19 protein-coding genes are annotated in these 18962 nt (G+C 72.8%); 8 read left to right on the forward strand and 11 right to left on the reverse strand.

Annotated features, from left to right (window positions below; genetic code table 11):
* Nucleotides 1-304 precede the first annotated feature (304 nt).
* Nucleotides 305-2005, forward strand: a complete 1701-nt coding sequence (locus tag FHX32_RS27165; protein WP_167185129.1) for an IS1634 family transposase — start codon at nt 305-307, stop codon at nt 2003-2005.
* A gap of 83 nt (nt 2006-2088) precedes the next feature.
* Here FHX32_RS27165 and FHX32_RS27170 read toward each other — a convergent pair whose 3' ends face one another.
* The 7 genes from FHX32_RS27170 to FHX32_RS27195 all read right to left on the reverse strand — a co-directional run bounded on the left by FHX32_RS27170 (nt 2089) and on the right by FHX32_RS27195 (nt 6483).
* On the reverse strand, nt 2089-2370 hold the full coding sequence (locus FHX32_RS27170) for a DDE-type integrase/transposase/recombinase (RefSeq protein WP_167189377.1): 282 nt from the start codon (nt 2368-2370) through the stop codon (nt 2089-2091).
* A 36-nt stretch (nt 2371-2406) separates the two neighbouring features.
* Entirely contained in the window at nt 2407-2640 is a 234-nt protein-coding gene (locus FHX32_RS27175) for an IS3 family transposase (protein ID WP_167189381.1), read from the reverse strand.
* The gene (locus tag FHX32_RS27180; RefSeq protein ID WP_167189384.1) at nt 2637-2963 is read right to left on the reverse strand and encodes a transposase; all 327 of its coding nucleotides are present in this window, start codon (nt 2961-2963) and stop codon (nt 2637-2639) included. Before FHX32_RS27180 ends, FHX32_RS27175 begins: the two co-directional genes overlap by 4 nt.
* Nucleotides 2964-3257: 294 nt before the next feature.
* Nucleotides 3258-3938, reverse strand: coding sequence for a 2-phosphosulfolactate phosphatase (locus FHX32_RS27185; RefSeq protein WP_167189387.1), 681 nt, complete (start codon nt 3936-3938; stop codon nt 3258-3260).
* Nucleotides 3939-4117: 179 nt separating this feature from the next.
* Nucleotides 4118-4207, reverse strand: a complete 90-nt coding sequence (locus FHX32_RS35455; RefSeq protein ID WP_486481355.1) for a hypothetical protein — start codon at nt 4205-4207, stop codon at nt 4118-4120.
* Between the two features lie 19 nt (nt 4208-4226).
* Nucleotides 4227-5606 (reverse strand): hypothetical protein, encoded by a 1380-nt coding sequence (locus tag FHX32_RS34670; protein WP_208419441.1) that lies wholly within the window; start codon nt 5604-5606, stop codon nt 4227-4229.
* A 268-nt stretch (nt 5607-5874) separates the two neighbouring features.
* Complete coding sequence (locus tag FHX32_RS27195; protein ID WP_109905285.1) at nt 5875-6483, reverse strand: class I SAM-dependent methyltransferase; 609 nt, start codon at nt 6481-6483, stop codon at nt 5875-5877.
* A gap of 331 nt (nt 6484-6814) precedes the next feature.
* Here FHX32_RS27195 and FHX32_RS27200 point away from each other — a divergent pair, with 331 nt between their 5' ends.
* On the forward strand, nt 6815-7354 hold the full coding sequence (locus FHX32_RS27200) for a DUF1062 domain-containing protein (RefSeq protein ID WP_396835917.1): 540 nt from the start codon (nt 6815-6817) through the stop codon (nt 7352-7354).
* A 96-nt stretch (nt 7355-7450) separates the two neighbouring features.
* Here the strand turns inward: FHX32_RS27200 and FHX32_RS27205 are convergent, their stop codons facing one another.
* Nucleotides 7451-7927 carry an HNH endonuclease gene (locus FHX32_RS27205; protein WP_109905277.1) on the reverse strand — a complete coding sequence of 159 codons (477 nt, stop codon included), beginning with the start codon at nt 7925-7927 and terminating at the stop codon, nt 7451-7453.
* Nucleotides 7928-8087: 160 nt separating this feature from the next.
* Here FHX32_RS27205 and FHX32_RS27210 point away from each other — a divergent pair, with 160 nt between their 5' ends.
* From FHX32_RS27210 to FHX32_RS27220, 3 genes are all read left to right on the forward strand, one after another.
* On the forward strand, nt 8088-8735 hold the full coding sequence (locus FHX32_RS27210; protein WP_167189392.1) for an ABC transporter ATP-binding protein: 648 nt from the start codon (nt 8088-8090) through the stop codon (nt 8733-8735).
* 153 nt (nt 8736-8888) lie between these two features.
* On the forward strand, nt 8889-11921 hold the full coding sequence (locus FHX32_RS27215; RefSeq protein ID WP_167189395.1) for an FtsX-like permease family protein: 3033 nt from the start codon (nt 8889-8891) through the stop codon (nt 11919-11921).
* Nucleotides 11918-12811: an ABC transporter ATP-binding protein gene (locus FHX32_RS27220; protein WP_486481356.1), complete on the forward strand. Its 894-nt coding sequence runs from the start codon at nt 11918-11920 to the stop codon at nt 12809-12811. Before FHX32_RS27215 ends, FHX32_RS27220 begins: the two co-directional genes overlap by 4 nt.
* A gap of 96 nt (nt 12812-12907) precedes the next feature.
* Here the strand turns inward: FHX32_RS27220 and FHX32_RS27225 are convergent, their stop codons facing one another.
* On the reverse strand, nt 12908-14362 hold the full coding sequence (locus tag FHX32_RS27225; protein WP_167189398.1) for a hypothetical protein: 1455 nt from the start codon (nt 14360-14362) through the stop codon (nt 12908-12910).
* 188 nt (nt 14363-14550) lie between these two features.
* Here FHX32_RS27225 and FHX32_RS27230 point away from each other — a divergent pair, with 188 nt between their 5' ends.
* Nucleotides 14551-15054, forward strand: coding sequence for a DinB family protein (locus tag FHX32_RS27230; RefSeq protein ID WP_208419510.1), 504 nt, complete (start codon nt 14551-14553; stop codon nt 15052-15054).
* A gap of 30 nt (nt 15055-15084) precedes the next feature.
* On the opposite strand, the gene FHX32_RS27235 is transcribed toward FHX32_RS27230, so the two are convergent.
* Nucleotides 15085-16629, reverse strand: coding sequence for an ArnT family glycosyltransferase (locus FHX32_RS27235; RefSeq protein WP_167189404.1), 1545 nt, complete (start codon nt 16627-16629; stop codon nt 15085-15087).
* 85 nt (nt 16630-16714) lie between these two features.
* Between FHX32_RS27235 and FHX32_RS27240 the strand changes: the two genes are divergently transcribed.
* Complete coding sequence (locus tag FHX32_RS27240) at nt 16715-17110, forward strand: cupin domain-containing protein (RefSeq protein ID WP_167189407.1); 396 nt, start codon at nt 16715-16717, stop codon at nt 17108-17110.
* Nucleotides 17111-17131: 21 nt separating this feature from the next.
* On the opposite strand, the gene FHX32_RS27245 is transcribed toward FHX32_RS27240, so the two are convergent.
* Entirely contained in the window at nt 17132-18349 is a 1218-nt protein-coding gene (locus FHX32_RS27245) for an MFS transporter (RefSeq protein WP_167189410.1), read from the reverse strand.
* A 69-nt stretch (nt 18350-18418) separates the two neighbouring features.
* On the opposite strand from FHX32_RS27245, the gene FHX32_RS27250 reads away from it, so the two are divergent.
* Complete coding sequence (locus FHX32_RS27250; RefSeq protein WP_167189414.1) at nt 18419-18916, forward strand: MarR family winged helix-turn-helix transcriptional regulator; 498 nt, start codon at nt 18419-18421, stop codon at nt 18914-18916.
* Nucleotides 18917-18962: the final 46 nt, after the last annotated feature.

Below are 18962 nucleotides of genomic sequence, written 5' to 3' on the forward strand. Positions count from 1 at the left end.
GGTGGGTGGTGAACCGGAACGACGTGTACTGGCTGCCCGCATCGCTGTGGTGCACCAGTCCCGCCCCGACGGGTTGTCCGGCGCGGTCTCGGCGCCACAGCCCCATGTTCAAAGCGGCGAGGACCAGCGCCTGCGTTCCGCAGCTCAGCGTCGATATAGTCGGCGTTGCGGCGTGAAGGCGCAGGTCAAGGCGTTGCGGCCTGGTGGAAACCGCGAAATCGCCTAGTGACACGCCTGCCTGTGTATAACTGTTATGAGCTGCTGATCTATGCCGGGTCTCATAGTCGGTGTACGGTCGTTCCTCGTGTACGTGAAGGCGTCGACCCGCAAGACCCGCGACGGGCAGACGATCCGCTACCTGCAGTTGGCCCACAATGAGTGGGACCCGGCCGCGAAGGCGTCCAAGACCCGGGTGTTGTACTCGTTCGGCCGTGAGGACCAGCTCGACGTGGCCGGTATCCGCCGCCTGGTGGACGCGTTGTCGCGGCTGCTGGCCCCGGCCGACGCCCTGGCCGCGGCCGCGCCGGCCGGGTTGTCGTTCGAACAGTCGAGGCCGCTGGGCGGGGCGTGGCTGCTCGACGGGCTGTGGCGCCGTCTGCGTATCGACACCGTCCTGCGGCCGCTGGTCGGCTCGGCGCGGCGGGAGGTCGACGTGGAGCGGGTGCTGTTCGCGCTGGTCGCGAACCGGGCCCTGGCGCCGTCGAGCAAGCTGGCCGCCGCCGAGTGGATCTGCCAGGACGTGCACCTGCCCGGCCTGCCACATGTCACCGACGACGCCTGCTACCGGGCGATGGACCAGCTGATCGAGGTCGAACCTGCGTTGACCCGCGGTGTCTACGACCAGATCGCCGACCTGCTCAACCTCGAGGTCGACCTGCTGTTCTTCGACACCACCAGCACCTACTTCGAACTCGACGAGGCCGACGAACCGCTGTGGCGCGACGCCTTGGGCAAGGTCGTGGCCGAAGGCGACCCGGCCGCAGTCAAGCAGGCCGGGTTCCGCACGCATGGTAAGAGCAAGGACTCCCGCGACGACCTGCCCCAGGTCGTGGTCGGGATGGCCGTCACCCGCACCGGTATCCCGGTGCGGGTGTGGTGCTGGCCCGGCAACACCGGCGACTCCGCCCTGATCCGGCAGGTCAAGACCGACATGCGGGAGTGGAGCCTGGCCCGCATCGTCTGGGTCGCCGACCGTGGCTTCGCCTCCGCTGAGAACCGCCGCTTCCTGCAACAGGGCGGCGGGCACTACATCCTCGGCGAGAAGCTGCGCGCCGGCACCAGCGAAGCCGACGCCGCCCTCGCACGGCAGGGCCGCTACGCCACCGTCGCGGACAACCTGCAGGTCAAGGAAGTCAACATCGACACCGACGACCGGTTCGTCATCTGCTACAACCCCGAGGCCGCCGACCGCGACGCCGCCGTCCGGACCCGGCTGATCGCCCAGCTCACCGACCTGATCGACGACACCGACCGGCTGTCGGCCACCAAACGCGCCGAGCTCCGCGGCGTGATCTCGACCAAGCCCGGCCTGAACCGGTTCCTGCGCGTCACGCCCAAGGGCCTGCTGCGCATCGACCAGGCCAAGGTCAAGGCGGAGCAGCGGCTGGACGGCAAGTACCTGCTGCGCTGCTCCGACCCAACACTGTCCGCCGAGGACATCGCCCTGGGCTACAAGCAACTGCTCGAAGTCGAACGCGGCTGGCGCGACATGAAGACCACCCTCGACCTGCGCCCGGTGTTCCACCACCGCGAGGACCGCATCCGCGCCCACATCCTGCTCTGCTGGCTGGCCCTGCTGCTGATCCGGGTCGCCGAGACCGAAACCGGCCGCACCTGGACCGCGATCCGCACCGAGATCGACCGGCTGCACCTGGGCGTGTTCACCGGCCCCGCCGGCACGTTCGCCCAGCGCACCGAGCTGTCCCAACCCCAGAAGGCCCTGCTCACGAAGCTGAAGATCACCGAACCGCCTCGGATCTTCGACGCCACACCCGCAACCGCCTGACCTGCAACAACACAACTGCCTAGTGACACGCCCAGTCACCGGGCCTACCGGCGTTTGCCCAGCTCAAACCCCAAATTCGCGGACTATATCGACGCCGAGCTGCGGAACGCAGGCAGCGGGGTGCGTTTGTTCGTCGCCGCGGACCAACCGACGATCGCCCTGGAGTAGACGTCGACGACGAACGCGACGTAGACGACGCCGGACCAGGCAGCGATGTGGGTGAAGTCCGCGACCCAGCACCGGTTCGGCCGGGCGGCGGTGAAGTCCCGGTTGAGCAGGTCAGCGGCCCGTTCATGCCCGGGATCAGCGACCGTCGTGCGGATCTTCTTGCCCCGCACGGCACCGGCCAGGCCGGCATCACGCATCAACCGCTCAACCGTGCACCGGGCCGTCGGATGCCCTTAGCGGCGCAGCTCGTGCCAGATCTTGCGAGCTCCGTAGACCCCGTAGTTCGCCGAGTGGATCTCGCGGACGAGTTCCCTCAGCTGCGTATCGCGGACCTGTCGCTTCGACGGCGGGCGCTTCTTGGCCGCCCAGTAGCCGCTCGGGGTGATCTGCAGCCCGTGCTGGCGCAGCACGCGGCAGATCGGCTCGACTCCGCCGAAGCGGTCCCGATGCTTGTCGACGAAGGTCACGATCGTGTCGTAGGCCGGTCGAGCTCGGCCGCGAAGAAAGCCGACGCGGCCTTCAGGATCTCATTCGCCCGACGCAGCTCGGCGTTCTCCCGCCGCAGCCGCTTCAGCTCCGCCGACTCCTCCGACGTGACCCCGGGCCGCTGCCCCTGGTCGACTTGCGCCTGGCGGACCCACTTGCGCAACGTCTCGGCCGTGCCGATCCCGAGCCGGGCCGCCACCGCCGTGATGGCAGCCCAGTCCGACTCGTAGTTCGGCCGCACCTCCGCGACCATCCGCACCGCGCGCTCACGCAGCTCCCGCGGATACGGCTTCGTTCCTGCCATCTCTCGATCCTTCCCAAGCGGGGAAGTCTCTACAAGATCCGGGGCGGTTCAGCGTGAGTCGCTCGCCGCGGGGCTGCTGCGGCTCTGAGGCCGCCAGACGGCTGGCCGGTCAGACCCAGTTGACTCATTCGGTTAGTGCGTGAAACAGCCCCACCTACAGGCATCACCGCAGGTGAACGCGACGCGGGCCGCACGAGCGCGGCACCGTTAGCCAACTCAGGTGCGCCAGCTCCCGCCCTGGCCATCGGCACTTCCGGCTGACGTGACCGATGACGGACTGGAAGACAGGCCATTTCAGCACGGCACCTTCGCGAGGACAACGTGATCTCTGCGGACGTCGCCGACCATGGCGAATTCGGCCCGGTCGACGTCGCAGCAGAAGCGGAGGTCGTTGGAAAGATCAACACGTTCGGACGCGGGTAGCTGTGCATAGCCACGAGCATGCTCGGCGGCGCCGCTCATGATGCCAGCGACCAGGTCTGCCCGTCGCGGCGCTGACCCGTTGAGAAGGCCGCTCAGGTACGTCGCACAGGCCCAGTCCTCGGCGGTCCTCCCGGTGCAGATGAGGGTGCACGGAGTCTCGGCGTGGTTGCTCGCGATCCAGCGGGCGGTGGCACCGACATTCCTCGCTGACACCGCGAGCAGCGCCGTCGGGTCCGGACACCGGGCAAGCCCGAGCGTGCCGTTCGATGTCGCCTGAATCAGGCGCTGGCCGTCAAGCCGCGCCGCCGACATCTCGAACGGCGAGTTCCCGACGTTGAAATCCACGGGCTTGAGACCGTTGGTCTCCCCGACCAGAAGGCGGTCGGGGAGGAGCCGGTGGAGAGCTCGGCCAACCTCGACCGACGGCGCGCAGGCTATCTCGGTCACGCCACGCTCGAAGGCAACCGCAGCCGTGGTGAAAGCCCGAATCACATCGATGACGACGACGACCCGGCCGGGCAGAATTTCGGCATCCATACCTACGATCGACACGGCACAGATCATTCGTTCTAGACGTTCGGCCTGCAAGGAGATTCCCGCAGCGAGATCCGGCCCACTGTCATCGGCCGAGCCGGGAGTGCCGGCTATGTTCCGGAAACCAGGTAGGCGGCGAGGATGTGGTTGGGGTGGCGGTCGACGTTCTTGCGGGCGCGGTCGTAGCGCATGGTGGTTCATGGATCGGCGTGGCGGGCGGCGTTCTGGACGTCGCGGAGGCTGGCGCCGGCGTCGAGCATGGTGGTGACGAACGTGTGGCGCAGCATGTGGGAGTGCTGGTGCGCCTTAAAGTGAGGTGCGCTTAAGGCGTCGGGCCAGCACGCGGTTACGGCGCTGTTCCGTGGTTTCGCCTGGTTGGGCTTCCTCAAACAAGAGGGCGTGCTGGGTACGCGCCTTAAGCGCGCTGCGCTGCGCCCGCTCGGAGAAAATGGTGCTGGTGGCCTGGGCCGCGTTCGAGACAGCTGCGGCTGCCGTTCCCACCAGCAATCCTCGGAGTCCGTCGAAAGCTGCTCCGGTAGCTCCGCCCATTACGCCGAATGTCATGGACCGAGCCGCGTCAGAGAACGGAGCGGAGCGAGCCTTCCTTAGCGCCGATGTGGTCTGGCTCGCTACCCCTGCCAGGTGATTGCGTAGCTGGCGCTGAGTGGCCGTATCGGCCATCCCGCCTTCAGTCATCACCGTTAGCTCTGCTAGCGCATCGCGCAGCGACTGGCGCCAAGCCTCCAACACTTCGGAATCGCGTCGGAGATTTACCACATCGCGTACTGGGAGATCGTTCAAGGCCGGCAGATGTACCGTTGCCAAGCTCTGCAGAAGCATGAATTCAAGATCCGCGTCGACTTGCCCAAGCCCATGCTGCGCCAACAGCAGGTAGTACCCCAGATGCTGCGCAGACGGCAGCCAGACGTCGGTTGCCGGCATCAGCCGACTGAATAGAAACCGCGGAAGGTCGAGACTCACCGCATGGAACATGTCGTGGGTGCTGAGCTCTACATAGTGGAGATGCTCCCGAAACCGCTGGGCACGTTTGCGGTTGGCGCGCTCGGGTTGATTCGGCCTGCCAACCCAATCGACCGGTCGCCCTGAGAAGCTCTCTTGAAGTTCGTCAAAGAGCTCCAGGAGCGCCCTGCGCCCGTCCGGGCTCTGACAGATGAGATCGAGACACTTCTCCTCCGCGTCGTTGACGCTGGGGAACTCGCGATAGTTTGGCGGTTCCAGCCTGACCACATCTGCTTCTACCAGCGCGCCGAACTGGTGCCAGAATTCGAGGGCGCCGCGCAACACAACGGAGCGCTGATTCGGCGCTCCTCCGCTTGAGATGCCGATAATTGGATCGTAAAGTGCAACGCCATGACCGTAGAGCAGTGCCTGTCGGAGATCCTCGCTGATAACCGCAGTCCGTGGCGGCCGACGGGGGCCAAACATCGTCAAACCGCCGAAATTGTAATATATCTCCGACTCGAAGAGAGCAGGATGAAGCTCATTCGGTGGGGTGGTCGGACTTTCCTTGCCGGCATAGTAGGCAGCCAATCTGCCATCCAGCCAGGTCAGCCGGTCCGGATTCAGTGCTTCACGCCAGAGCGCCTTGTTGCGCTCGCCATCGCCAAGTAAATCGGCGATCGTGGCACCGAGCGCCTCTTCTATGATTCGTTCGCGTTCGTCCACTGACTTGACGCCCCAGTCTCGAACAGTCGAAATGCCCCCTTAGTGCAGTACAGCACACAGCGGGCCCCGAGCGCTAGCTCATGTCGGCGGCTGGATAATGGCGATAGTTCGGCGCGGAGTGAGTGCTTATTTCAGTCGCCGACGTATGACTGCCCATGCTCGCTCAGAGCAGGACACGCCCGATTGGCCGCGGTGAAGCGGCCGCGGGCCGCCGACCGGCCCGGATTTCCCCGTGGCTCGCTCGGCGGTGGAGACTCGTCGACTCAGCTCACCGTTCGTCCGAGGCCGCCGCGATCGCGGCGTACGGCCGGTGGGTGCCATCGCTGGGCCGATGCTGGCGCTCGACCTCCAGGAAGCCGGCGCGCGCCAACCGCTCGGAGAATTCGTCAGCGGGCCAGCGGTAGGCCGTCACGACTTTGTGGTCGAATGCAGCGACCTCGTCGCCGTCGAAGAAGCCGACCACCAGGGTGCCGGCTGGAGTGATCACCCGCCGGAACTCGGCGAGTGCCCCGTCGAGGTCCTGGGGCGGTAGGTGGATCAACGAGAACCAGGCCAGGATGCCGGCGATGGAACTGTCTTCGACGTCCAGGCTCGTCATCGACCCGAGTTGGTACCTACCGTGCGGATGGGCGGCCTGCGCATGGGCGATGAACTCGGGCACCACGTCGATCCCCGTCGCGTCGACACCCAGCGACCGGAGGTACCCGGTGACATGGCCCGGTCCGCAGCCCACATCGAGCACGTTGCCAGGCTGGATCGACAGATGGCGCGCGATGAAGGCGAGGTCATCGGCATGAACCTGCTGGCTCGTGCCGAACAGCTCGATGTAGAGGTCTGCGACGGAGGCATACGCGTCCCGAACCTGCTCCACGTTCACCGCGTGACTATATGAGAGCCCTGTCGGCCTGATGAGGGCGAGCCCGTTGGCACTGACGAGGCTCCGGTCGGAAACCGGTTGAGCCTCGCGTCCGGGCTCCCGTAGGTTGCCTGCGGCCCGTCGTCGTGAGGACAGAGGACAAAACCGCGTGACCCCGCCTGCTCTCTAGACCTGACACATTCTTCCGCGCCCGGTAGCCGACGCTTCCGTCGGTGCTGGCGGGCTGCCCTTGTGCGCCCGGCAAACAGCGTCTGAGGTCGCGCGTAATCGGCCTCGTGTCAGGTCTAGCGAGATCAGGTCTAGAAAAATCGTGTCTTCACAACCTCATATCGTGCTGCCCTGGGTCGTTCGTCGCACCAGGCTGCCGCTGCTGTCGTTGCGGTGCGTGGACTGCCGATCGGAGTCGGCCACCACCGGCGAGGGCAGGTTCCGGGTCAACGCCAACGGCAAGCTGCTGGACGTGTGGCTGCTGGTCCGGTGCGTGTCCTGCGATCGGACGAGCAAGCTCACCGTGCACGAGCGCACGCCGGCCAGATCCTTCAGCCCGGCCGAGCTGCACGGCTACCACGTCAACGATCCGGAACTGGTGGCGGCCAGGCTGTTGGATCCGGCGCTCGCCCGGCGCAACCACTTCGCGCTGGACTGGGCGGGGGCCTGGCGACTGGACACCCCGTCGACCTGGCTCGAGGAGGCGTGGCCGGTCCAGGTGCGGGTCGTCTTCGAGGATCCGGTACCGGTGCGTCCGGACCGGCTCATCGCGCAAGGTCTCGGGTTCAGCAGGAACGAGGTGCTGCGCCGGATCAAGTGCGACATTCCGCTGCGCCGTACCACGAGCACCGGATTCACCTTCACCGTGATGACCGCGAACTAGCGGCCGGTGGTCGGGCGGGCCACCCGGCCCGCCCGACCACCGGCGACACGGTGCCGACACCGTACGTGCGCACCAGAGCCCGTCGCGAAACAAGCGTCAGGGGTTCGTCGGCGTGGACCGGCCGTGGCCGGCACGTGCCTCGGCGACCTGCGCCGCCTGGCGTTCCCGCCACCGCTTCTGGGCGTCGCGGTTGCAGACCCGGCACACCTTCCGGTAGCGGCCGGTCGCCGGATCGACCTCCCGGTCGTGGCCGTTACGGCACCGGGGGTGCTGCCGCCGACCGCGGCAGCTCTCGGCGTGGGTGACCTGGCGCAGGTGGGTCGGCTCGATGCAGTCCGGCACCCCGCACAGGTGGTGCACGCCGAGCGCCGGGTCGTAGCCGCCGACGAGGACGGCGAAGGCGGCGATGTGCGCCCACGCCCGACCGGCGAGCTTCTGGTACACGCCGCGCCGGCTGCCGTAGCCGCGGACGATCAGGCAGCCGTCGTCCCGGCGCACCGCGCGGCTCAGCAGGTAGGTCCGGAGGGTCTCCTCGGTGAAATGCCGGGACAGCCCGGTCACCTGCGACAGCACCCGGCCAGGATAGGGCGGCGTTCGGACGGTCCGCGCCGTGGGCGATGACGATGGTCCGGGACCGAAAAGGCCGCGAGCCGCACGCCCAGGGCCTGTTGTGCGGTGTGCGCCGGACGTGGCAGTCTGCTTGGCGCCCGGCCCCCGGAGGTGGCGCAACCACATGCTGGCCATCCATGACGCGTCCGTCGGATACGGCGACGCCCCGCCCGTGCTGCGGGGCGTCTCGGTGGCGGTCCACCCGGGTCGGGTGCTGGCGCTCACCGGATCGTCGGGCGCGGGAAAGACCACCCTGCTGCACGCGATGGCCGGGCTGCTGCGACCGCGCGCCGGCACGGTGACCGTCGACGGGCAGCCGCTGCGCGACCGCGACCACGCGGTGACGCTCGGGATCGTCCTGGTCCCGCAGGACCACGGCCTGGCGCCGATCCTGACCGCGGCGGAGAACGTGCAGGTGGTCCTCGTCGCCGGGGGCATGGCGGCCCCGCGGGCGCGCCAGGTCACCACCGGGACGCTGGTCCGGTTGGGTCTGTCCGGTCAGGCCGACCAGCTGGTCGAGGAACTTTCCGGCGGCCAGCAGCAGCGGGCGGCGATCGCCCGTGGTCTGGCCCTGCGCGGCGGCGTCCTGCTCGCCGACGAGGTGACCAGCGAACTCGACGCGGGCAACCGGCAGCGGGTGCTGGACCTGCTGCACGACGAGGCCCGCCGGGGTGCGGCGGTCGTGTTCGCCACCCACGACCCGGAGGTGGCCGCCGCCTGCGACGCGGAACTGCACCTCGCCGACGGAGCGGCGGAGCTGCGGCGCGGTTGACGCCTCCCGGTGAGCATCAGCCCCCGGCAGGCGGCGGGCGGGTCCGGAACGTCGCCGTGCTCGCGGATGAAGTCACCCACCCGGTAACCGGCCGGTATCGATCCGCGTGCGCGGGACGGCCGGCGGCCTCGTCGCTGACTAGCATGACCGTCCATGCTGGCCGTCATCGCGGGAGCACTGGCCGCCCGCCGGGCGCAGGCGCTGGCGGTGCTCCTGCTCGCGGTGCTCGCCAGCGCCGCGGCCGCGGCCGCGCCGATGTACGTGGCCGCCGCCGGTCAGGCCCTGGCCAGTCAGGAACTCGCCGCCGCCGGGCCCGACGAGCGTCGGGTGCGGTTCAGCTCGATCGCCGACTATCCGGGAATCCCCACCGATCCCGGCGTGGCGGCGTTCCGCGGTCAGGTCGAGCCGTTCGCCGCGGCCGGCTTCGAGGTCGTCCTCGGCGCGCAGGCTCCCGGCGTCGCCGCCGGCCCGGCCGGCACCGTCGCGTCGACCCTGGTCTTCCGGCAGGGGATCTGCGAGCGCGTCGCGGTGACCGGCACCTGCCCGGCGCCCACCGCCGCCGGCCAGCGACCTGAGGTGATGGTCAGTACGAACACCGCGACCCACCTCGGCGTGAGCGCCGGCGGCGAGCTGACCTTCGCCGGTGTGCCGCTGCGGGTCACCGGCGTCTACCGGCCGCTCGACCCGTCCGCGCCGTACTGGCTCGGCACCGAGTACCTCCCGCCGCCCGCGCCGGGCCCGCCCCCCGCGTCCTCGGTGGGCAGCGCGCGGGACGCCATCTTCACCGGCGGCGGATCCGCCCGCCTGGCCGACGAGGACGCCATCCTGCAACGGCCCACCGCCGACCTGTTCGTCACCGAACGGTTGGTACGCACCGGGTCGGTCGACGACCTGCGGGCCGCTGTCGCCACCGCCAGCGGCAACGCCGGGCGTGACCGGCTCGGCACCAGCACCAGCCTGCCCGACCTGCTGCACCGGGTCACGGTGCAGCGCGACCAGTTGGCCGTCGGCGTGACCCTGGGCGCCGGGCTGCTCGTTCTGCTCTGCTGGCTGGTGCTCTTCATGGCGGTGAGCTCGGCGGCCGACCTGCGCCGACCGGAGCAGGGCCTGCTGCTGTTGCGCGGAGTGCAACGCCGGCGGCTGTGGACGCTGGCGGTGGGCGAGCACGCCGCGCCGGCGCTGGCCGCGATCCCGCTGGGCTGCCTGGCCGGGCTGGCCGCCGTCGACCTGCTCGCCGCGCACACGCTGGCCGGCGAGATCGCGGTGGCGCTGGACCCCACCGCTGTCGGGTACGCCGCCCTCGCCGCGGTCGGGGCGCTCGCCGCGGTGCTGCTGGCCCAGGCCCGCAGCCTGTCCGCGCCGGTGGTCGACCTGCTGCGCCGGGTGCCCTCGCGGGTACGCGGCTGGCGGGCGAGCATCGGCGACGTGGTGGCGCTGTCGGTCGCCGTGGCCGCCGTGGTGCAGTTACGGGCCGGCGGGGCGCCGTCCGGGCTCGCGCTGCTGGCGCCGGTCGTCGGCGCGCTCGCCGTGGGTGTGCTGCTGGCCCGGCTCGCCATGACCGTCGGGGCGGCGGTGGGCGCGCGGCTGCTGGCCCGGGGCCGCAACGCCGCCGGCCTGGCGCTGGTGCAGGTGGCCCGGCAGCCCCGCTTCCGGCCGCTGATCGCGCTGCTCACGGTGGTGGTCGCGATGCTGGCGTTCACCGCCGCCACGCGTGAGCTGGCCACCGCGGCGTACGCGGACCGGGCGACCGTGGACGTCGGCGCTGCCCGGGTGGTCGGTGTCGACGCGCTGTCCCGCAAGCACCTGTTGGACGCCGTCCGGGCGGTCGATCCCGAGGGGCGGTACGCGATGGCGGTGGTGGCGCGGAGCAGGACCAGCCGGGGCGACCTGCCGCTGCTGGCCGTCGACTCCGACCGGCTGGCGGCGGTCGCCGCGCCGCACCCGTCGTACGGGGTGCGGCTCTCCGACATCGCCGGCACGCTCCGCCCCCGGCCACCGGCCGAGCCGGTGGAGCTGCGCGGCTGGTCGCTGACCGTGGTGGTCACCGTCGACTACGACGAGGCCGCCTACGCCGGCGCCGAACCGCGCCTGTTCGTCTCGGTCGCCAGCCGGTCCGGCAGCCGCCGGATCACCGCGGACCGGCCGCTGGAGACCGGCCGGGGCGCGTACCGGGTGCCGGTGCCGGAGTGCGAGTCGCCGTGCCGGCTGGTCAACTTCGAGATCGCCACCCCGCTCACCCCTCGACCCCTGCGGGTCCGGTTCGAGGAGCTGCGCGTGCGTGCCGGGGACGGCGACACGGTCCGGCTGACTGCCGCCGATTTCGCCGAGGTCGGTCGGTGGCGGGCGTCGGACGAGCGGTTCTTCTCGCTGACGGCCGCTGGCGGCAGTGCGCCGGGGCTGGTCCTGGACGTGCCGGAGGGCCGCTGGCCGGATCCGATCGCGGTCGCCGTCGCCGACGCGCCCGATGTGCTTCCCGGCTGGCTGACCCGGTCGGCGGGAACCAACCTCGGGTCGGTCCGGTACGACGCCCTCGACTCGACCCCGGCCACGGCGCTGGTCGCCGGATTCGCCGCCCGGCTGCCGCGGTTCGGGGAGTCCGGTCTGGTGCTGGACCTGGAGCACGCCGACCGGCGCGCGGTCGGCGGCCAGAGCGGCGACAAGGAGGTGTGGCTGGGCCGGACGGCGCCCGCCGACGTGCTCGACCGGCTGCGGGCGCAGGGCCTGATCGTGCGGTACGAGCGCACGATCGGCGCCGAGCGCCGGACCCTGGCCAGCCAGGCTCCCGCCTTGGCGTTGGGGTTCAACCTCTTCGCCGCGCTGGCCGGTGTGCTGATCGGGGCGGCCGGCCTGGTCGCGATGGCGGTGGCCGAGCAGCGCAACCGGGTCGCCACGATGGTGGCGCTGCGCCGGCAGGGGCTGTCCCCGCGCGCGGTCCGCGGCGGGTACGGCTGGCCGGTCGCCGTGGCCACCGCGGCGGGGGTGTTCGCGGCGGTGGCGATGTGGCTGCTCACCCGGCACGGGCAGCGGCTGTTCAGCGACGGGCGGTCGTCCGTGCCGATACCGGACTGGCCGGATGCCGGCGGGTTGCTGGTGGTCACGGTGCCCGCGGTGGCGCTGTTCGCGCTGGCCGCGGCGGTCCTCGGCCGGGTCCTCGCCGCCTCGGTACGCCGGCGGGCCGGCCGGTGAGCGCGCCGCCGCCCGACGGGGGCACCCCGGTCAGCTGCCACCGGCTGATCCACATCTACCCCACCGGGTCGGGGGACGTGGTCGCGCTGTCCGGGGTGGACCTGCACATCGCCGCCGGCGAGATGCTGGCGCTCGTCGGCCCGTCCGGCTCCGGCAAGTCCACCCTGGTGGCGATCCTCGGCGGCCTGATGCGGCCCAGCGCCGGTCGGGCCTACGTGGGCGAGCACGACCTGTCGCGGCTGTCGACCAGGCAGCTCGCCGCGTTGCGGGGCGCCGTGGTGGGCACGGTGTTGCAGGGCGCCGAACGCAACCTGCTGCCGTACGTGTCGCTGACGCGCAACGTCTGGTTGGCGCAGCGACCAGCGGCGCGGCTGCCCGGCCGCCGGCTCGACCCGCCGGAGGCGATCCTGGAGCTGGTCGGCCTGGCCGGCGCGGGCGGGCGGCGCGTCGGCGAGCTGAGCCCGGGCCAGCGGCAGCGGGCCGCGCTGGCGCAGGGGCTCGCGGCCGGGCCCGGGCTGCTGCTGGTCGACGAGCCGACCAGCCAACTCGACGGGCCGGGCCGGGACGAGGTGCTCGCGGCGTTGGAGACGGTCAACGTCGAGCGGGGCACCACCGTGGTCGTGGTGACCCACGACGGCGAGGTGGGTGCCCGGCTGGGTCGGGCGGTCACCATCCGCGACGGGCGGGTGGGCGCCGAGGGGCGGGACGGCCGGGAGTACGCCGTGGTGGCCGGGGATGGCACCCTCCAGTTGCCGCCGGAGACGCTGGCGGCGTTCCCGCCCGGCACCCTGTTCGCGGTCGAGCACACCGACCGCACGGTCACCCTGCGGGCGGAGGTCGACCCCACGTCCGCCCGGGCCGCGGCGCCCGGCGAGCCGACCGAGGCGTGACGGCCGTACCGCCGGAACACCGGCGGGCGTTGTCCGGTCCGCCGGCACCCGATGCCGGTCGGGGTATGACGGGCCGGCTGGCCGCGCCGCGGCGGGTCAGGTCCGCGCGCCACCGAGGCCGAGCAGCACGGCCAGGCCCAGGGCGCTGCGCGGGGCGTACGGCACGCGCCACAGCCCGCCGTGCGCGGCGCCGTACGCCTCGTCCTGCCACGGGTGCGGCTGGGCCGGCGCGCCGGTGCGCAGGTCGTGCACCAGCAGCGCGGCCATCAGGGTGTTGCTGGTGGCCGGCTCGAACACCTCGATGCCGAACCGGTGCGCGCCCGCGTACGCGGCGGCGAGCGCCCGGTTGCGCAGCACCGAGCGGGTGCGGGTGGGTGGCGCCACCTTGAACGACACGGTCGCCCCGGCGTCCCGGGCCACCGTCGCCCGCCACCGCTGCAACCGCTTGGCCAGCGCGTAGTTGGGACCCTGCTGCGGGACGAGGCTGTCGTTGACGCCGGGGTCGGCGTCCGGCGGGTAGTTGCGGTGCAGCAGCCGGCCGCCGGAGGCCACCCGCAGCGACCGGCGGAGCACGCCGCGGGCCGCGTAGCCGCGCTCGGCGTGGCGTACCGCGTCGCCGGGGACGGCGAAGACGTCGGTGGGGGTGGCCAGGAAGGCCAGCGCCACGTCGTCGCGGCGCTCCTGCAGGTGGTGGGTGAGCGCGTCGACCGCCGTGGCGACCCGGACGTTGGTGGCGCCGTCGGCGTAGACGTAGTTGCCGAGCACGAGCCGGCCGTCGACACCGAGCAGCCAGTCGGCGACCTGCGGCAGGCGGTGCAGCAGGTCGGCGCCGGCGTGCTCGGCGAGCGCGGCGTCGTCGGTGCCGGCGGGCACCGGCACGTGCAGCCGCCCGCCGTGGCGGTGGGCGGTCTGCAGCAGCCGCCGCCAGATCTCCGGCCGGGGCAGGTCCACCGCGACCACGTCGCCGCCCCAGCGCAGCACGGACGGCAGCGGACCCATCTCGGCGCCCGCGCCGAGCACGACGACGCGCTGGTCGCGCAGGTCGAGCCAGTCCGGGTTGGCCGCGACGGCGCGTACCGCCTCGGCGCAGGACGGCTCGACGACGCCGGCGGTGACCCAGGCGTCGAGCCGGCGCAGCAGCTCGTCGCCGCGCAGCCGCCGGCCCCGGTAGGGCAGCGTCAGCTCGCGGTCGGGGTCGCCGGTGCCGGTGACCGTCGCGGTGTCCAGCGGCGCGTCGCCGCCCGGGGTGGTGAAGAGCTGGTCCAGGCCGATCTCGGTGCCGTCGTCGCGGACCACGGTCATCCGGCGGTGCAGCGCGGCGAGCCCGTCCCGGGCGATCGTCACGGCGGCGTCCCGGGAGAGCAGGCCGGCCTCGACGAGTCGCCGGAAGTGCCCGAGGTAGCCGTGCCGCCAGTTCGTCTCGTGCTCGGCCGAGCGGGCCCCGACCGGGTCGACGGCGCGCAGGGCGTCGGCGACGACCGCCCGGCCGAGCGCGGAGGTGCTGCGCCCGGCGTCGGTCTTCGGGAACACCACCCCGGTCGGACCCTCCACGGCCACCGCCTTCTCTCGCCGGCCCGGTGGGCCGCCCTCGGTTCGTCGGGTGCCACTCTGCCGCACCCGGCGCCGCCGCGCAGCTCCGGGATCCGCGCCCCGGCCGGCTGATCACCACGCGCCCCGCCGCGGTGGAGGGCGCCCTGACCGCCGCCGCCGTGCGCGCGACGGACAATGGCCCGGTGACGATGCCGTTCCCTGAGCCCACCGCCCCGGCGGCCAGCCGTGCCGAGGTGTTCCTGCGCTACCTCGACTACTTCCGGGAGAGCCTGCTGGCCAAGGTGTGCGCGCTGCCCGAGGAGGAGGTGCGGCGCAGCCGGGTGGCGTCCGGCTGGACCCCGCTGGAGCTGGTGAAGCACCTGCGGTTCGTGGAGCTGCGCTGGATCGAGTGGGGGTTCCAGGGCCGGGACGTCGCCGAGCCGTGGGGGGACCGGCGCGGCGACCGCTGGCACGTCGCCGCCGAGGAGACCCGCGACGACCTGGTGGCGGCGCTGCGCGCGCAGGGCGCGCACACCACCGCCGTGGTGAGCGGCAACGACCTGGCGGCGGTCGGCGCGCCCGGCCCGCGGTGGGACGGCGCCGACCCGGCGACCCTGGAGCGGGTGCTGTTCCACCTGGTCCAGGAGTACGCCCGCCATCTCGGGCACCTGGACATCGTCGCCGAACTGGCGGGCGGCCCGACGGGGGAGTGAACCGCCGGCCGGGCCGCGACGGCGCCCGGGTCAGCCGCGGTGGCGTACCTCGGCGTCCCAGAACTGCGCCCACGGGCGCCGCAGCCCCCGGCAGACCCAGATCGGGCCGCCGTTCTCGTCGTTGTCCACCTCGACCCGCTGGTCCACCCGCCCGGCCAGGGTGACCTCGGTGAACCAGCCGCGCAGCCGGTCCGGGCGCTGCCACCCGACGGCGATCACCACGTCGGCGTTCTCCGGCGGGCGGCCGAAGTCGGCCATGCTGTTGTGGCCGGAGTAGGCGGCGGGCAGCCCGCGGGCCGGCCCGTAGCGGGCCACCGCGCCCGCCTCGCCGTAGTTGCCGGTGAGGATCACGGCCCGCGCCCGCTGGTCGGCGGGCAGGCCACGGTGGACGGTGGCGAGCGAGTCGGCGAACGCGGGCCAGCCGATCGTCTCGCCGGCGTCGTAGTTGACAGCGACGACCACGTCGGGCAGCCGCTGCGCCGGCAGGGTGGGCAGCAGGAGCACCGCGCTGCCGGCGACGGTCAGCGCGGCGCCGGCCGCCAGCAGGCCGGGCCGCCACCGGGCCCGGGCCGTCCAACCGGCGGCGACCACCGCGCCGGCGGCGGTGAGCACCAGCAGCAGGGGCGCGTCGTAGTAGCCCTTGCCACCGGCGGCCAGCACCACGGCGACGACCACCAGCCACGCCCAGCCCACCGCCCGGTACGCCCGCCACCGTGGTCGGCGCAGCAGCGCCACCAGCCCGGCCACCCAGATCGGCACCGCGTACGGGCTGATGATGACGAACTGCAGGACGAGCGCGTCGAGGCGACCGCTGTAGGAGCTGTCCCCGCCGGCGATCGAGGCGGCCACCGACAGCTGCGGGAATCCGTGGGTGGCCTGCCAGCTCAGGGTGGGCGCGGCGAGCAGCGCGGCCAGCGCGGCGGCGGCGAGCACCCAGCGGTCACGCAGCAGCCGGCGCGGCCCGGCGACGGCCACCCCGGCCAGCAGCCCGGCCGCGAGCAGGGCGGGCAGCAGCTTGTTGAGTATCCCGACGCCGAGGGCCAGCCCGACGCCGAGCGCCCAGCGGCTGTCGCCGGTACGCAGCAGCCGGACCGCGCACCACGCCGCGGCCAGCCAGACCAGCAGGTCGACGGTGGTGGTGCTGAGCAGGTGCCCGGGAGCGAGGACGATGCCGGAGGTGGCGGCGAGGAACGCGGCGAAGGTCTGCCCACCCCGGCCGGCGCCGAGTTCGCGGGCGATCGACGCGGTGAGCAGCACCGCGGCGCCGGCGATCAGCGCCGACGGCGTCCGCAGCGCGAGCAGGCTGCCCGGGGCGACGGTGTCGGCGAGCCGGGCCAGCGCCGGCACCAGCGGGCCCTGGTCGACGTAGCCCCAGTCGAGGTGCCGGCCGCAGAGCAGGAAGTACAGCTCGTCGCGGTGGTAGCCGTAGCGGGTGGCGAGCAGCAGCAGCACCGTGCTCGTGGCGGCGGCGACCAGCCACGGACCGTGGGCGCGCGGACCGGGCGCGGGTGGCTGTTCCGGCGCGGTCGGCTCGTCGGGGGCGCGGTCGGTGACGTCGGTGACGGGTTCGGCCACCCGCCCATCATCGCCCGCCGGTGCCACCGCGGGCTGCCCCGCGACGCGGGCTGACGGGGTCGGCCCGGCCGGGCAGGATGGACGGATGAGAGCCGAGCCGATCGACCTGGCCGCCGCGCTGGCCGGGTTCACCCAGCTGTGGAGCCCCCGGATCGTCACCCGGGTCAACGACTACGACGTGCGGATCGCCAAGGTGGCCGGCGAGCACGTCTGGCACACCCACGACGACACCGACGAGTTCTTCCTGGTGCTGGAGGGCGAGTTGCGCATCGCGTCGCGTGACGGGGAGGGCGGCGCGGAGCGGGAGGTGGTGCTGCCGCGCGGGTCCGTCCACGTGGTACCGCGCGGGGTGGAGCACCGCCCGTCGTCGCCGGGCGGCGCGTCGATCCTGATGTTCGAGCCGTCCGGCACGTCCAGCGTCGGGGACCGGCACGACCCGGTGCCCGACCACGTGGACGCCACCACCGGGCACCCGCTCTGAGCCACCCCGCACCCGCGCCGGTCACCGCGCGACGGCCGCCAGGTCGTCGCGCGGGGCCAGGGTCAGTCGGCGTACGCCCGGCACGGCCGCGGTGCCGGCGCAGGCCACCAGCACCAGCAGGCCGGCCGTGAGCAGCGGCGCGGGGTCGCCGAAGGCCCGTGCCGCGACCGGTGCGAGGGCGTAGCCGAGCGGCGTCGCGGCCAGCGAGACCAGCCAGTCGTACGAGGTGACCCGGGCGAGCACCTGCGGCGGGAACTCGTGCTGCACGACGGTCTCCCAGACCGGGTTGAGGTAGCCGAGGGCGGTGAGCGCCAGCCCGTACGCGGCGATCACCAGCGGGGCGGGGGCGGCGACGGCCAGCAGCGCCAGCGGCGCCGCGTACCCGGCCAGGGCGAGGTTGGCCAGCAGCACCGGGCGGCGCGGCCGCACCCGCGCGGCCAGCAGCGAACCGGCGAGCATGCCGACCGCCCCGGCCTGCAGCAGCAGCACCCAGACGCCCTCGCCGCCGAGTCGGTGCACGGCCACCGCGGGCCCGAGGGTCATCAGCACGGCGGCGGCGCCGTTCCACACGCCGTGGGCGACCAGGCTGGTCCAGTACCAGTCGCGGGCGCGTACCTCCCGCCAGCCGTGCGCCAGGTCGGTGCGCAGGGACGGGGCGGGCAGCGGCACGTGCCGGATCCGGACGGCGGCGAGCAGCGCGGCGCTGACCGCGAACGAGGCGGCGTCGAACAGGAAGGCCCAGCCCGGCCCGGCGGCCCAGATCAGCGCGCCGGCCAGTGCCGGGCCGGCGAGCCGGCTGGCGTTGGCGGTGACGCCGACGAGCGCGTTGGCCGGTTGCCGCTGGGCCGGGGTGACCGTGGCGGCGACCAGGGGTGCGGCGGTGGGCAGGGCGAATGCGCCGGCGGCGCCGCCGACCGCGGTGGCCACCGCGATCGGGGTCAGGCCCGGGTCGCCGAGGAGTTCGACGCCGACGACGAGTTGCGCGGCGCAACGGACCAGGTCGGCCGCGATCGCGACCCGGCGGGCGTCGAACCGGTCGGCGAGCACGCCGCCGAGTGGCAGCAGGAGCAGGCGGGGGACGGTGGCGCAGGCCAGCACCAGGGCGAGCGCGCCGGGGGAGCCGGTCGCGCGGAGCACGGCCAGGGCGAGGGCGGCGGGCACCACGGCGTCGCCGACGGCCGAGACGGTACGGCTGAGGAAGAGCAGCCGGAAGGAGCGAACGCGCAGGGGATGGGTCACCCGGGCAAGCTACTTCGACGTCGAACCTTTCGTCAACGAATATTTCGTTGTTGACGTACGCTGTCCGCCATGACCGCCCGCGATCAGGTCGACCGGCACGTGGAACGCTGGCTGCCGGTCCTGCCCGACCTCGACCCCGACATCGAGGGCGCGGTCACCCGGATGCAGTTCCTCACCCGGCACCTGCGCACCGTCAAGCAGCGGGTGCTGGCGACGCTCGACCTTCAGGGCCACGAGTACGACACGCTGCACGCCCTGGCCGGGCGCGGCGGCCGGGCCGCCCCGTCCGACCTGGCCCGCGACCTGGCCATGGCGCCCGCCTCGGTCACCGCCCGGGTGGACACGCTGGCACGGCGGGGGTTCGTCCGGCGCATCCCGTCGGCCGTCGACCGGCGCCGGGTCGACGTCGAGCTCACCGATGCCGGCCGGGCCGCCTGGCGGGGCGCCATGGACGTGCGGGGCGCGGAGGAGCACCGGCTGCTGGCCGCCCTCGACCCCGAGCAGCGGCGGCTGCTGGCCGACCTGCTGCGCCGGGTGGTGCTGGTCGCCGAGCGGCCGGCCGACTGACGATCGGGAAATCGCCTCGCGCCGCCGTACCCCGCGCTGGCAGGGT

Source organism: Micromonospora sp. CNZ280, assembly GCF_011759515.1.